The organism is Actinoplanes sp. NPDC051343, assembly GCF_044455125.1.
Classification (GTDB): domain Bacteria; phylum Actinomycetota; class Actinomycetes; order Mycobacteriales; family Micromonosporaceae; genus Actinoplanes.
The window spans coordinates 286,545-299,978 of record NZ_JBITEL010000010.1 but is presented as its reverse complement, the minus strand read 5'-3'; the positions used below and the strand labels follow the sequence as shown (position 1 = coordinate 299,978).

The following is a 13,434-nucleotide window of genomic DNA, read 5'->3' as shown; positions in this document are numbered from 1 at the left end:
AAATTACCAGTCGGTAACCTTCGACTCCATGTCGCTTTGTCTGATGCAGAATCGGCAACTATGACCCAGCCCACCCGCGAGCACGATGTCGTCGTCTACGGCGCCACCGGCTTCGCCGGCGCCCTCGTCGCCCGTCATCTGGCCGCGTACGCCCCTGTCGGCGCCCGGATCGCGTTGGCCGGCCGTTCGGAGACGAAGCTCACTTCGGTCAAGACCGAGTTGGGCGTCGATTGGCCGATCGTGGTCGCCGACGCCTCCGACGAAGCCGCCCTGTCCCGGCTCGCCACCTCCACCCGGGTGGTCGTCACCACGGTCGGGCCGTACCTGAGATACGGCCGCCGGTTGGCCGCGGTCTGCGCTGCGGTGGGCACCGACTACGCCGACCTGACCGGCGAGGTGCTCTTCGTCCGCGACAGCATCGACGCCAACCACGACATGGCCCGCCGCACCGGCGCCCGCATCGTGCACGCCTGCGGCTTCGACTCGATCCCCTCCGACATCGGTGTCCACGTCCTCAATCGTCAGGTCAAGGCTGACGAGGCGGGCGACCTGACCGACACCACGCTGGTCGTGACCAGCCTCCGCGGAGGCATGAGCGGCGGCACCATCGACACCATCCGCGCCCAGATGGAGGAAATGAAGAAGGACCGCGCGCGGCGCCGCATCGCGGCCAGCCCCTACTCGCTGAGCCCTGACCGCGCGGCCGAGCCCGACCTGGGACGCCAGCCGGACATGGTCACCCTGCCCGGTCCGGCCGTCGACCCGTCGTTGCGGGGCACGCTCGCCCCGTTCTTCATGGCGCCGTTCAACACCCGGATCGTGCGCCGGTCGAACGCGCTGCAGAACTGGTCGTACGGCCGCACGTTCCGCTACCGCGAGGTCATGAGCATCGGCACGTCTCCGCTTTCACCGCTGCTGGCCGGGGCCCTGAAGGCCGGGATCGGTGCCGCGATGGTCGGCCTGGCGGTGACGCCGCCGGCGATCCTCGACCGTGTTCTGCCCAGCCCGGGCAGCGGCCCCAGTGAGCGCACCCGCACGTCGGGCCATTTCACCGTCGACGTCTTCACCCGCACGACGACCGGGGCTCGCTATCGCTCGCGGGTCCGCGCGAAGGGTGATCCGGGCTATGCGGCGACCGCCGTCATGCTGGGCGAGTCGGCGCTGGCCCTGGCCTTCGACCGCGACGAGTTGCCGCCTTCGGAGGGTGGCGTGCTGACGCCGGCCACCGCCATGGGAGATGTGCTGGTCAACCGCTTGCGCACGGCGGGCCTGACGATCACCGCGGGCCGCGCCGACTGAGGGCACTGCCGTGACCCGTGCGGCAAGATCCGTGCGGCCAAGATCCGTGCGGCCACGGCTCCGCTCCCGGCCGGCCCGCTGCAGATCGAGGAGTTGACCGGCAGTGGGCCGGGCCGGGCGTGATCCGCCCGGACAAGTCCGGGTCCGTCGGCCGGCCCTGTCGGGAACGCAGGCGTACCTGATCTACGCGAGACTGCCCGACCATCGCCGGTACGTCAATGAGCGAGGAGGTGGCCGGCGATCCACGTCAGGTGGTCAGCCAGTTCGTCCGGGTCCTCGGCCATGTCGCGCGAGATCCAGTCGATGATGACCTCGCTGATGCCCGCGATCAGCGCCAGCAACGTGCGTTCCAGCCGCCGCTTGTCGGCCGTGTCGCCGACGAACCGGTTGACCAGCGGCGCGAAATGCTGGGCGTCCTCCCGCAGCACACCGCGGCGGCGGGTCTCCATGCGCGGCGCGTTGACGTAGATCACGCGGGCGCGTTCCGGATCTTCGACCAGTTTGGCGATCAGCGTGCGCATCATCGGCCGGAGGAGCTCCTCGGCCGTTGCTGCCTGAGGCGGGGCCGACCCGGCGACCTGGCCGAGCAGCCAACGATTTTGCTCGCGGTGCACGATCAGCAGCAGGTTTTCCCGGTCGGTGAAGTGCTCGTAGAAGTAGCGCTTGGAGACCTTTGCTCCGGCGCAAACGTCGGCGACCGTCACGTCCTCGTAATCGCGGGTGCCGAAGAGGTGTACCGCCGCCGTCACGATCCTGGCCCGCCGGTCGCTGGCCCGTTCCTGCCGGGACCGTCCGCCGTAGTTCTCGCCGCGGCGGGATGGTGCGCCTCGGCGCGGCGCAACCGCCGTCCGCTCTTCCACGCCCCCACCGTAGGCCCTCGGCGCCGACTCCTCCTAAACAGTGCCGAAAAGCCCCGGTGATCACGCTTCTCGACAGTCCACGTTGTCCATTCCGGCGATGTCGGTCCGGGTACTATGCCGCCCGTAACACCCTTGACCTCCGCCGCCCTCTGGCCGGAAGTGCCTCCTAACCGGCACGATTCACCTGTGACCGCGAGCCGCCTTCCCTTCCCGCTCACTCTGACGGGAGGCGGCGTCGTCCTGCGCGAATGGCGTTCGGACGACCTCGACGACCTGGTCGTGATGCTCGACGACCCCGACATCGCCCGCTGGACACCGATGCCGTCGCCGTTCGACGTGGAGGCCGGCATCGCGTACCTCAAGCGCGCCTATCAGGGCCGCGCCACCGGCCAGCGCATCCAGCTTGCGATCACCGCCGATGGCAGCGTGCCCCTGGGCGAGGTCCTTCTCTTCGGCGTCGACCTCGGCCTCAAGGAGGCCGAGCTCGGCTATCTGGTCGGCGCGCCTCATCGCCGACGGGGGCTTGCGGCGAGTGCGTTGTCGCTGCTTTCGGCGTACGCGCAGAGCACGCTGAAGCTCTCACGTCTCCTGCTGCGGATCGATCCGGGCAATCTCGCAAGCACCGCCGTGGCCCGTCGCTGCGGCTTCCGTCTCACCGGCGAGCCGGCGATCCTGCAGGAGGGCCCGTACGGCCCGACCAGCCTCGACACGTGGGAACTGGTCGAGGGCCGGGCCGGCACCCGGATGGAACGGCTGAGAAATGTCGCAGCCCGGCGGTACGGTCGTCGCACCCAGTTCTAGGGAGGTGCCCGATGGCCGACCGCGCTCAAGTGATGGCGTTCCGCGTGGCCGCGCAGGGCCTGGCCAAACGTGGCAAGGCCCGGCCCGGCGACCTCGACGTGCTCGATCTCGGCGTCCAGGAGTACATGCCGGGCTCGCTGCAGGTCGCCCTGGCCGCCCGCACCGCCGCCGGCTTCGACGACGATCGCCTGATCATGGTCTGGGCCGCCCGTGGCGCGCCCCACCTGCATCGGCGCCGTGACCTCCCGGCCCTGACTCGCCAGCTGTGGCCGCTCACCGACGCCGATGCGGCCGCCCGCATCAAGAGCGGCCAGATGCCCGATGCGGGCCGGCTGGGCATCGAGGCGTTCCGGGTCACCGCGGCCGCGTTCCGCGAGGTGCTGACCCGTTCGATGGCCCGAGGCGAGGTGAGCACCCAGGTCAGCAAGCGCGTGCCGAAGGAGTTGACCTACGAGTGCCGCTCCTGCAAGGCCCGGCACATCGGCGGCAACATCTGGCAGGTGGCCGGCCTGGCCGGCGGCGTCGAGGTCGAGTCCCGTGGCCGCGAGGCGACGCTCGGCCCGATCCCCGACGGGCCCCCGATCCCCTCGTCGAACGACGGCATAGCCGACCTGATCGCGACTTACCTGCGGTTCCTCGGTCCCGCCACCCCGGCCGAGATCGCCAAATACGTCGGCACCACGACCGCCGAGATCAAGCAGGTCTGGCCGGACGATCTGGCCGAGGTGAGGGTCGAGGGCAAGAAGGCCTGGCTCCCCGCCGCCGCGGTCAAGCATTTGGAGTCGCCACCCGATCCGGTCGGCGTGCGTCTGCTCCCCGGCATGGATCCGCTGCTCCAGGCCCGTGATCGTGACGTGCTGGTGCCCGGCCGCGACCGCCAGAAGGAGGTCTGGCGCATCCTCGGCAACCCGGGTGTCGTCCTGGCCGACGGCGAGATCGTCGGCGTGTGGCGCGCCAAGCTGGTGGCCCGCAAACGGGTCGACCTGACCGTGACCCCGTTCGGCCCGCTGACCCCGGCGCAGCGGGCCGACATCGAGGAGGAGTCCGCGCACGTGGCCCGTGCCCGCGGCGTACCGTCGGCCACCGTCACCTTCGAATAGGCTGCCGGTCATGACTCAGGTCTTCGGCTTGCTCGCGGTCGTAGCCGGGCTCGTCGTCGTGCTCGCGCCGTTCGTGCTGCTGGCTCGGCGCATTCGGCGGAGCAACGCGGGCGCCCGGCTGATGGGTCCGCTCGACGAGATCTACAACGTGGGCGCGCTCAAGACCCGGCAGGAGCAGCAGGTGATGGAATACCGCGCCGCCCCGCGTCCGTCGGCCGACGACGGTCCCCGCTCTTGACAGATCGCCGGAGAAGTTGACCGTCGATAACTCGGAATTATCGGTCTTCGAGGGTAAAAGCCACTATTCACCCCGGGGTCGGCATCCTCGCAGGTATCGCTAAGGCAACGCGCGAGTAACAATGGCATTGATCGGGGTGGTCCTCTTCTCCGGTCAGGTGCGTGACCCGCGGCCCGAGCGGAGGTGGCGACATGCTGAGCAGGGAAGACAGCCGTCGACTGGCAGAACTGGAGCGCCAGTTATGGCGTGACGATCCCGAATTTTGTGCCCGCCTGGAGGGTGGGCAGCCCCTGGTGCCGCCCCGCCGCAAACGCTTCCCGATCACGTTGATCCTGACCGCCGCCGTCCTCTGGGCCACCGCGATCACGCTGGGCATCCTCACCTGGTGGAGCCCCGCCGCGATCACCGCCGCCTGCGCCGTGACCGTCTCGACTGCCGTCTGCCTGCGCGCCCGCCGAGTCTCCAAGGCTTGACCCGCCCGGCTGTGGACGACGACCGATTCTTGTCGTACCCGGCTGCTTGACTCGTCCCCTCCCAGAGCCGGGGTGGGGGGCGGGCTGGGGGCGGCGCGCGCTCGATGATCAAGAGACTCGATGATCAAGAGACTCGACGATCAAGACACTCGACGATCAAAGAAAGGCGACGCCGGACGGGGGACCGGCGTCGCCTTTCTCTTTGGGAAGGGTCTGTCTTGGACTGCCGTCGTGGCCCCCCACGACGGCTGCGAGATCAGGCCCGGGCTTCGCGGGCTCGGCTCCGGAACACCCAGATCCGCATCAGCAGGAACCGCACCCCGGTCGCGACCAGGTTGGCCACCACCAGCACGAAGATCTCGACCGACTTCGGCGGCGCCGACGACAGGCCGTCCAGCAGCGCCAGCGACCCGCTCGTCAGGCCAAGGCCCACCGCAAACACCGCGAGGCCTTGCGCCTGGTGCTTCCAGGCACGGTCGTTTCCCCGTACGCCGAAGGTGAGCCGCCGATTAGCCGCGGTGTTAGCGATGGCCGTGAGTAGCAGGGCGATGAAGTTGGCCCATTGAGGGCCGGCGCCGATCGGGGTGCGCAGCACCGCGTAGAGAAAGAGGTAGGCGAGCGTGCTCGCCACCCCGACCGCGGCGAAGCGGATCAGCTGGCCGGTGAGCCCGGCCGGCACCCCGGCGACCGGCAGCGGATCGCGCCCCAGCTGGTCGCGGAGGGCGCCCAGCGGCAGCCGGCCGGAGCCGAGCGCCCGGGTGAGGCGCCAGATCCCCTTCAGGTCGGCGACCGCGGTCGACATGATGTCGACGCGGCTGTCCGGGTCGTCGATCCAGTCGACCGGCACCTCGTGGATGCGCAGACCGGCCCGTTCGGCCAGCACCAGCATCTCGGTGTCGAAGAACCAGCCGGTGTCCTCGACCATCGGCAGCAGCCGGACGGCCACATCGGAGCGGATCGCCTTGAAACCGCACTGTGCGTCGGAGAACCGGGCGGCCAGCGTGCCCCGCAGAATCAAGTTGTAGCCGCGCGAGATTATCTCGCGCTTGGCGCCCCGTACGACCCGGGAACCGCGGGCCAGGCGCGAGCCGATCGCCAGGTCCGAGTGCCCCGAGATCAAGGGGGCGACCAGTGGGAGCAGGGCGCCGAGGTCGGTCGACAGGTCGACGTCCATGTAGGCGAGAACCGCCGCGTCGGACTGCGTCCACACATGCTTGAGGGCGCGACCGCGTCCCTTCTCGTCCAGCCGTACCGATGCGACGCCGGCCATCTCGGTGCTCAGCCGCCGCGCCACGTCGGCGGTGGCGTCGGTGCTGGCGTTGTCCGCGACAGTGATCCGAAAGGGATAGGGAAAGTGTGCCGCAAGGTACGCGTGCAGACGCCGCACGCACGGCTCGAGGTCGATCTCCTCGTTGTAGACCGGCACCACGACGTCGAGCACAGGTGCCCGGTAGCCGGTCGCGGCGGCGTCGTGCGAAGGCAGCGTCGAAAGGCTCATGCCAGCAACGATCTGCTCGCCAACTAGGTCACCAATGTGGCGACCCTGTGCCACCCCTGTGAACTTTTCCGGGGATATGTCGCTTTCCGAACGCGAGGACGCCGGGCCGGGGCTCCCGGTGAAGGGAGCCGCCTGCCCGGCGTCGGAGGAGATAGTCAGGCCGTGGTGGTGCTGGCCGGAGCGGTCAGGTCGTAGACGGTCACGCCGCCCACCGACTTGGCGGTGAAGTTCTGGGCGATCCACTGGGCGATCTGGGAACTGTCGTTCGAGCCGCCCATGTTGTTGCCGAAGCCGCCGCCGCTGCCGATGAAGTAGTGGATTTTGCCTTCCGCCACGTACTGCTGGAACTGGGCCAGGGTGGGAGAGGGATCGGTGCCGTTGAAGCCGCCGATCGCCATGACCGGCTGGCCGGTCGCCAGCTGGTAGCCGGAGGCGCTCTGCGAGCCGACCGCGGCCGCGGTCCAGGTGTATTTGTCGGCGTCGGCGAGGAGCAGAGCCTTCATCTCGGCGCTGACCGTGGAGGCGTCGAGCAGGCCGCCCATGCCGCCACCGCCGCGCCGGCCGCCACCGAAGCCGCCGCCGTTCTGGCCCGTTCCGTTCCCGTTCCCGGTCCCATTGCCGGTGCTGCCGCCGTTCTGGCCGGTCCCGTTCGCGTTGCCATTGCCGTTCTGGCCGCCGAAGCCGCCGCCGTTTCCGAAGCCGCCGCCATTGCCGCCGCCGTTTCCGAAGCCGCCGCCGTTGCCGTTGCCGTTGAAGCCTGGGAACCCGCCGCCGCCACGACCCCCGCCGGGGAATCCGCCCCGCCCACCGAATCCAGCGGCCACCGCCGGCCCAGCAGTCGGGATCGACCCGGTGTGCGGTTGTGACGCGGTCTGCGTCGCGTACGCCGCAGGCCCCGCAAGCAAAGCAGCCACCGCGACCCCGCCGGCCACCGCAACCACCCGCCGGCCCAGGCGGATCGTCGCAACCAGCGCGGCCGCCGCCAGCAGACCCGCGACCAGCACCACCCACCGCAGCCACGGCAGGAAGTCGGCGCTGCGGGCCAGCAGGTGGTAGGACCACCAGGCCGAGACCGCAACCGTGATCGCGAGCAGGATCATCGGCCACACGTCGCGGCGGGCCCGCCAGAGCAGCACCGCGCCCATCCCGACTACCGCGCCGATCGCCGGCGCCAGCGCGACCGTGTAGTACGCGTGGAAGATGCCCTGCATCAGGCTGAACGTCAGCCCGGTGACGAGCAGCCATCCACCCCACAGGAGCAGTGCCGCCCGCTGCCGGTCGGTGCGCGCCCGTCGCCATGTCACCGCGAGCCCGCCGGCCAGCAAGATCAGTGCCGCCGGGAGGAGCCACGAGATCTGTCCACCCTGGTCGGTGTCGAACATCCGCAGCAGGCCCGTCTGGCCCCAGCCGCCGCCCCCGCCGCCCCCGCCGACGCTGCCGGTCTCGTCGCCCGAGAGGCGGCCGAGGCCGTTGTAGCCGAGGGCGAGTTCGAGCAGGCTGTTGTTCTGGGAGCCGCCGATGAACGGGCGGGACGACGCCGGCCACAGTTCGACGATCGCGATGTACCAGCCGGCCGAGACGACCACCGCCACGCCGGAAAGCAGCAGCTGGACGATGCGTTTGCCGAGGCGAGGAGGACCGGCGAACAGGTAGGCGAGTGCGTAGGCCGGCACCACCAGCAGCGCCTGCAGCATTTTCGCGAGGAAGCCGAAGCCGACGAAGACGCCCGCCCAGACGAGCCACCGGGTCCGGCCGGTTTCGATCGCGCGCGAAGTCGCCCACGCTCCGGCGATCATCAGCAGGACGAGCAGCGCGTCCGGGTTGTTGAACTTGAACATCAGCACCGCGACCGGGGTGAGCGCGAGCACCGCCCCGGCGATCAGCCCGGCCGCCGGGCCGAACCAGCGTTTCACCGTGCTGTAGAGCAGCGCCACGCTGGCCACGCCGATCAGCGCCTCCGGCACCAGGATGCTCCACGAATTGACCCCGAAGATCCGGGCCGAGAGATCCATGATCCACAGCGCGCCGGGCGTCTTGTCGACCGTGATCGAGTTGGCCGCGTCGGAAGAACCGAAGAAGAACGCCTTCCAGCTCGCCGAGCCGGCCTGCACGGCGGCCGAATAGAAGGCGTTGGACCAGCCCGACTTACCGAGGCCCCACAGGTAGAGAACCGCGGTGACCAGCAGCAACACCCACATCGACGGGCGCGCCCAGGCGGCGTCGCCGGCCGGGCCGAAGAAAAACCCGGCTCGGCGCCGGGCCGGGGGTGGTGGCGGCGTTTCCGGGTACGCCGTAGCCGGCGGGACGGGCAACGTCGAAGTCATCGCGACACTCCACACGCGGGGGACAGGGCTTTACCCGACCAACTTTCGGCGTGAGCCCTGTCCCGCCCTTGTGGCGTCCCTGTGCGCTATCTATGAGCCCGTTTCGCCGAAGCCGAAGCCAGACGCTCGAGCACCTCGATGGTGGCGTCCCAGCCCATGCACGCGTCGGTGATCGACTGGCCGTAGGTCAGCTCGCCACCCAGGTTCTGCCGGCCCGGCACCAGGAAACTCTCCAGCATCACGCCGCTGATGCCGCGCTGCCCGGCCGCGACCTGGGCGGCCACGTCGTCGGCGACACCCGGCTGGCGCAGATGGTCCTTGCCGCTGTTACCGTGCGAGCAGTCGATCACCACTCGCTCGGGCAGGCCTTCCTTGCGGAGCAGCGCCAGCGCGTTCTCGACGTCCGTCGCGCTGTAGTTGGGTTTGCCGCCGCCCCCGCGCAGCACCAGGTGGGTGTCCGGGTTGCCGGTGGTGTGCAGGATCGCCGGGGTGCCCGAGTAGTCGATGCCGGGGAAGACGTGCGACACGGCCGCGGCCTGGATCGCCTCGATCGCGGTCGGGATGCTGCCGTCGGGCCGGTTCTTCATGCCGATCGGCATCGACAGGCCGGAGGCGAGCTGGCGGTGCACCTGCGACTCGACCGTACGCGCGCCGATCGCACCCCAGGCCACGGTGTCCGCAATGTACTGCGGAGTGATCGGGTCGAGGAACTCGACCGCGGTCGGCAGACCCCGCCCGACGATCTCCAGCAGCAGCTTGCGGGCAATCCGCAGACCGCTGCTCACATCGCCGGTGCCGTCGAGCGCCGGATCGTTGATCAGACCCTTCCAGCCGACGGTGGAGCGCGGCTTCTCGAAGTAGACCCGCATCACGATCAGCAGGTCGTCGCTGAGCCGGTCGGCCTGCGCCTTGAGGAGCGTCGCGTACTCGCCCGCCGCTTTCGGATCATGCACCGAACACGGGCCGACGACGACCAGCAGGCGCGGATCTCGGCCGTTGAGCACGTCTTCGACCTGCGCTCGGCCGGCCAGCACGGTGTCGTGCAACTCGGACGTCAGCGGCAACTCGTGGTGCAACAAGGCGGGGCTCATCAGCGGCACGACACGCTCGATGCGCTGGTCACGGACGCGCTGGACCTCGGGGACGGTCATCGTTTGTCGCTTTCCTTCTGCCGGACCCCGGGGCTCCCGAGCCGGCTCGCTCGCAAAACAAAAGGCAGCGACGGGAATGTCGCTGCCTCGGCCGGCTCTGGCGGGTGTCTCAGGTCATGCGGTGATGACCGGGACACCGGCTTTGAGCCGGCCCGGTAAACCACCGATACCAACGAGTCACGCCCGACAGCATAGCGCTGCCTCAGCGCGCACGCGGAAGCGTGCGCGCGAGTTGCTCACCTACCGGGACGCGCGCCAGCGGCAGGGTGACGGTGAACACGGTCTGACCAGGCACGCTCTCCACCGACACACTGCCCCGATGAGCCGCCACCACGGCCGACACGATCGACAGCCCCAGCCCGGTACTGCCGGCCGCCCGCGACCGGGAGCTGTCCCCGCGGGCGAACCGCTCGAAGATGTGCGGCTGCAACTCGGCCGGGATGCCCGGCCCACCGTCGATCACCCGAAGAACGGCAGCATCGTTGGTTGCGCTCACCGCGACGGTCACGGTGGTGCCTTCCGGAGTGTGCGTACGGGCGTTGGCCAGCAGATTGGCCAGCACCTGATGCAGTCGCTGGCCGTCACCGACCACGGTGACCGGCTCCTCGGGCAGGTCGAGCTGCCAGAAGTGGCGCGGCCCGGCGGCGTGGGCGTCGCTGACCGCGTCGACGACCAGCATGGTCAGGTCGACCGGATCGTGGGCGAGCGGCCGCCCGGCGTCCAGGCGCGCTAGCAGCAGCAGGTCCTCGACCAGGCCGGTCATCCGCTTGGCCTCCGACTCGACCCGGCCCAGCACGTGCGCGACCTCGTCCGAGATCGGGGCCCGGCTGCGACGGCTCAGCTCGGCATAGCCGCGGATGGCGGCCAGCGGCGTACGCAGCTCGTGGCTGGCGTCGGCGACGAACTGGCGTACCTGCATCTCGCTGGCGTGCCGCGCTTCCAGCGCGTTGCCGACGTGGTCGAGCATCCGGTTGAGGGCCGCGCCGACCTGACCGACCTCGGTGCGCGGATCGGTGTCGCCGACCGGCACGCGCTGGGCCAGCCGCACCTCGCCCTGGTCGAGCCGCAGCTCGGACACCCGGGTCGCGGTCGCCGCAACCCGGTCGAGCGGCGCGAAGTTCCGGCGGATGATCAGGGCACCGGCCCAGCCGGCGACGCCGATCGCGATCAGCACGGCCCCGAAGGTGACCAGCGCGACCTGCACGAGGACCCGGTCGGTGCCCTGGAGGGAGAGCGCTACGACCCGCAAGGTGCCGTTGTTGACCCGGGCCTCGACGCGGAAGGTACCGATACCGTCGAGCGAAACCGTCTCCCGGTGCCCGTCGGCGTCGACGGCGAGCAGCCGCGCCTGGTTGGCCGCGGAGATCCCGGAGAAGGTGAGACCGGGTTGGTCGTCGCTGATCGGGCTCGGCTCGACGACGCCTCCGTGGACCGCGTCCTCGTCGGGATAGTGGGTCAGCTGGATCGAGCCGAGGACGGAGCCGCCGAACGGCCGGTCCCGCGCGTCCGAGTCCGGGTCGGGAAAGCTGCCGCCGTGGAAACCACCCGGGCGGCCGAAGTTCATCGCCTGGTCGAGCTGGTTGTCGACCTGGTGGTAGAGCGTCTTGCTCAAGAAGATCTCGGCCGTGCCACCGACCAGAACCCCGAGCAGGCAGAGCAGAGCGATCATGAGCGCCACGAGTCGGGTACGCAGCGGCCACGTGCCCGGGCTGCGCCACGTCATACGCGGACGGATCTCAGTCAGCGGGCTTGAGGACATAGCCGGCCCCGCGCATCGTGTGGATCATCGGCTTGCGGCCCGCGTCGATCTTCTTACGAAGGTACGAGATGTACAGCTCGACCACGTTGGCCTGGCCGCCGAAGTCGTAGTTCCAGACCCGGTCGAGGATCTGGCTCTTGCTCAGCACCCGGCGCGGGTTACGCATGAGGTAGCGCAGCAGCTCGAACTCGGTCGCCGTCAGCGTGATCAGGTCGCTGCCCCGGCGCACCTCGTGGCTGTCCTCGTCGAGGCTGAGGTCGCCGACGACCAGCTGCGACTCCGTACGCATCGGGGAGTGACCCATCCGCCGCATGAGCCCGCGCAGCCGGGCGACCACCTCTTCCAGGCTGAACGGCTTGGTGACATAGTCGTCGCCGCCCGCGGTGAGGCCCGTGATGCGGTCTTCGACCGAGTCCTTGGCCGTCAGGAACAGCACCGGCACCTCGGGCGTCTCGCCGCGCAGCCGGCGCAGCACCTCAAGCCCGTCGATGTCAGGCAGCATCATGTCGAGGACGACGGCGTCGGGCCGGAACTCGCGGGCGGTGCGCACGGCGGTCTGGCCGTCCCCCGCGCTCTTCACGTCCCAGCCCTCGTAGCGCAGAGCCATCGAGAGCAGTTCGGCGAGCGTCGGCTCGTCGTCGACCACCAGCACCCGAACCGGCCCACCGTCGGGGCGGCGGAGCTCGTTGGTGTCTGCGTTCGCCATCGTCATGCCCCTACTTTTATGGGTCACGCTTTGCGCGAGCTTTCCGCTTCCTGTGTAGCACCTGTGACCGCGGACCGGCAGCGGAAAGCCAGTGCGACCAGGGCGGCCGCTGCCACGGTAAATACCCCGTTACCGGTAAAAGCCACCGGATCGGCCCGGTGCTTCAGGGTGGTGAGCAGGAAACCGGCCCACGCGTACGTCATCAGCGCACCCCCGGCAAGGGCGATCTCGTGCCGGCTCTGCCATCCGGCGCGGCGGCCGAGCCACACGATCAGCCAAGCCGCCAGGGCGACGATCGTGACCGTGAGGGCGACGCCCGGCCAGGTCGCGGGTAGAACGAGATAGGCGCTCGACAGCCCGAAGCCCACCACCCCGACCAGCCACGGACGCGGCACCCATCGGTCCGACCCGCGGGGCGACGGCCGCGGCTCCCGCTGCCGCCGTGGTTCCCGCTCGAGCTGCAGTGCCGGCTCGTGGTGCAGTGCCGGCTCGTGGTGCAGTGCCGGCTCGTGGTGCAGTGCCGGCTCGTGGTGCAGTGCCGGCTCGTGGTGCAGTGCCGGCTCGTGCTGCAGTGCCGGCTCTCTGTCTCGCGCTGGCTGCCGCTTCGGCTCCGGACTCGGCAGGAGCAGGGCGATCCAGATCAGCACGAGGGCGACGACCGCGACACCGATGCCCTGCGCCCAGGTGACGTGGTATTCGCCGCTTTGCACGCTGTCATAACGGATCAGCAGGCCGGCGGCTAGGTAGACCGCGGTAGTCACGGCGAGTCCGAACCGCCCGAGCCACGGGGTTGTTGTCCGGTTGCGCGACGTCAGCGTCTCGGTCAGCAGGATCGGGATGCCGATGCTCCAGACGGCGTGGTTGAGCACGAACTGGAGACCGTAGAACCCGCTCACGCCGAGCACCGGAATGCGGACCGCGTCATAATCCACGCCCTCGTAGGCGGTGCTGAACAGGGAACCGTCGAAGACCCCGGCCTCCACGAGGCCGTAGGCCAGGCCGAGAACGAGGAGGGTCGGCCAGCCCTTTCCCGTACGTCGTGCGACCTCCCGTACCAACAGGGCCCCGCCACCGTAGAAAGGAGCCAGAAGGATCAGCGCGCCGATCTCGCGGATCGCCACGTTGCCGAGCAGGAACTCGCCGACGAGCGGCGCTAGAAGAGCCAGACCCAGGACGGATTTCCACGGCGTACGCATGACCTGAGCCTGGCCGCCCGGCCTGCCCC

12 protein-coding genes are annotated in these 13,434 nt (G+C 69.8%); 5 read left to right on the top strand and 7 right to left on the bottom strand.

The genetic code is table 11. The annotated features are described in order from the left end of the window. Window positions 1-60 precede the first annotated feature (60 nt). Window positions 61-1,299, top strand: a complete 1,239-nt coding sequence (locus ACIA5C_RS31620) for a saccharopine dehydrogenase family protein (protein WP_396061305.1) — start codon at window positions 61-63, stop codon at window positions 1,297-1,299. Between the two features lie 215 nt (window positions 1,300-1,514). Here ACIA5C_RS31620 and ACIA5C_RS31615 read toward each other — a convergent pair whose 3' ends face one another. Beyond that, window positions 1,515-2,159 (bottom strand): TetR/AcrR family transcriptional regulator, encoded by a 645-nt coding sequence (locus tag ACIA5C_RS31615; protein WP_396061302.1) that lies wholly within the window; start codon window positions 2,157-2,159, stop codon window positions 1,515-1,517. 186 nt (window positions 2,160-2,345) lie between these two features. On the opposite strand from ACIA5C_RS31615, the gene ACIA5C_RS31610 reads away from it, so the two are divergent. The 4 genes from ACIA5C_RS31610 (at window position 2,346) to ACIA5C_RS31595 (ending at window position 4,771) form a co-directional block, all read left to right on the top strand. Continuing rightward, window positions 2,346-2,960 (top strand): GNAT family N-acetyltransferase, encoded by a 615-nt coding sequence (locus ACIA5C_RS31610; RefSeq protein ID WP_396061299.1) that lies wholly within the window; start codon window positions 2,346-2,348, stop codon window positions 2,958-2,960. A gap of 11 nt (window positions 2,961-2,971) precedes the next feature. After that, window positions 2,972-4,060, top strand: a complete 1,089-nt coding sequence (locus ACIA5C_RS31605) for a winged helix DNA-binding domain-containing protein (RefSeq protein WP_396061297.1) — start codon at window positions 2,972-2,974, stop codon at window positions 4,058-4,060. Between the two features lie 10 nt (window positions 4,061-4,070). Continuing rightward, window positions 4,071-4,298: a hypothetical protein gene (locus ACIA5C_RS31600; protein WP_396061294.1), complete on the top strand. Its 228-nt coding sequence runs from the start codon at window positions 4,071-4,073 to the stop codon at window positions 4,296-4,298. Window positions 4,299-4,489: 191 nt separating this feature from the next. After that, window positions 4,490-4,771 (top strand): DUF3040 domain-containing protein, encoded by a 282-nt coding sequence (locus ACIA5C_RS31595; protein WP_396061291.1) that lies wholly within the window; start codon window positions 4,490-4,492, stop codon window positions 4,769-4,771. Window positions 4,772-5,027: 256 nt separating this feature from the next. Here the strand turns inward: ACIA5C_RS31595 and ACIA5C_RS31590 are convergent, their stop codons facing one another. The 6 genes from ACIA5C_RS31590 to ACIA5C_RS31565 form a co-directional block, all read right to left on the bottom strand. Next, window positions 5,028-6,269, bottom strand: coding sequence for a glycosyltransferase (locus tag ACIA5C_RS31590; protein WP_396061289.1), 1,242 nt, complete (start codon window positions 6,267-6,269; stop codon window positions 5,028-5,030). A 155-nt stretch (window positions 6,270-6,424) separates the two neighbouring features. Further along, entirely contained in the window at window positions 6,425-8,593 is a 2,169-nt protein-coding gene (locus tag ACIA5C_RS31585) for an ArnT family glycosyltransferase (protein ID WP_396061286.1), read from the bottom strand. Between the two features lie 86 nt (window positions 8,594-8,679). Next, entirely contained in the window at window positions 8,680-9,744 is a 1,065-nt protein-coding gene (locus ACIA5C_RS31580) for a 3-deoxy-7-phosphoheptulonate synthase (RefSeq protein ID WP_396061283.1), read from the bottom strand. 202 nt (window positions 9,745-9,946) lie between these two features. Next, a complete protein-coding gene (locus tag ACIA5C_RS31575) occupies window positions 9,947-11,467 on the bottom strand; it encodes a sensor histidine kinase (RefSeq protein ID WP_396061280.1) in 1,521 nt (506 codons plus the stop codon). A 13-nt stretch (window positions 11,468-11,480) separates the two neighbouring features. After that, window positions 11,481-12,215 (bottom strand): response regulator transcription factor, encoded by a 735-nt coding sequence (locus ACIA5C_RS31570; protein ID WP_364101113.1) that lies wholly within the window; start codon window positions 12,213-12,215, stop codon window positions 11,481-11,483. Between the two features lie 17 nt (window positions 12,216-12,232). After that, window positions 12,233-13,405, bottom strand: a complete 1,173-nt coding sequence (locus tag ACIA5C_RS31565; RefSeq protein ID WP_396061277.1) for a hypothetical protein — start codon at window positions 13,403-13,405, stop codon at window positions 12,233-12,235. Window positions 13,406-13,434: the final 29 nt, after the last annotated feature.

Coding starts and splice junctions, on each gene's coding strand:
- ACIA5C_RS31620 (WP_396061305.1), top strand. CDS start 61: ATGACCCAGCCCACCCGCGAGCACGATGTCGTCGTCTACGGCGCCACC.
- ACIA5C_RS31605 (WP_396061297.1), top strand. CDS start 2,972: ATGGCCGACCGCGCTCAAGTGATGGCGTTCCGCGTGGCCGCGCAGGGC.
- ACIA5C_RS31600 (WP_396061294.1), top strand. CDS start 4,071: ATGACTCAGGTCTTCGGCTTGCTCGCGGTCGTAGCCGGGCTCGTCGTC.
- ACIA5C_RS31595 (WP_396061291.1), top strand. CDS start 4,490: ATGCTGAGCAGGGAAGACAGCCGTCGACTGGCAGAACTGGAGCGCCAG.
- ACIA5C_RS31590 (WP_396061289.1), bottom strand. CDS start 6,269: ATGAGCCTTTCGACGCTGCCTTCGCACGACGCCGCCGCGACCGGCTAC.
- ACIA5C_RS31585 (WP_396061286.1), bottom strand. CDS start 8,593: ATGACTTCGACGTTGCCCGTCCCGCCGGCTACGGCGTACCCGGAAACG.
- ACIA5C_RS31580 (WP_396061283.1), bottom strand. CDS start 9,744: ATGACCGTCCCCGAGGTCCAGCGCGTCCGTGACCAGCGCATCGAGCGT.
- ACIA5C_RS31575 (WP_396061280.1), bottom strand. CDS start 11,467: ATGACGTGGCGCAGCCCGGGCACGTGGCCGCTGCGTACCCGACTCGTG.
- ACIA5C_RS31570 (WP_364101113.1), bottom strand. CDS start 12,215: ATGACGATGGCGAACGCAGACACCAACGAGCTCCGCCGCCCCGACGGT.
- ACIA5C_RS31565 (WP_396061277.1), bottom strand. CDS start 13,405: ATGCGTACGCCGTGGAAATCCGTCCTGGGTCTGGCTCTTCTAGCGCCG.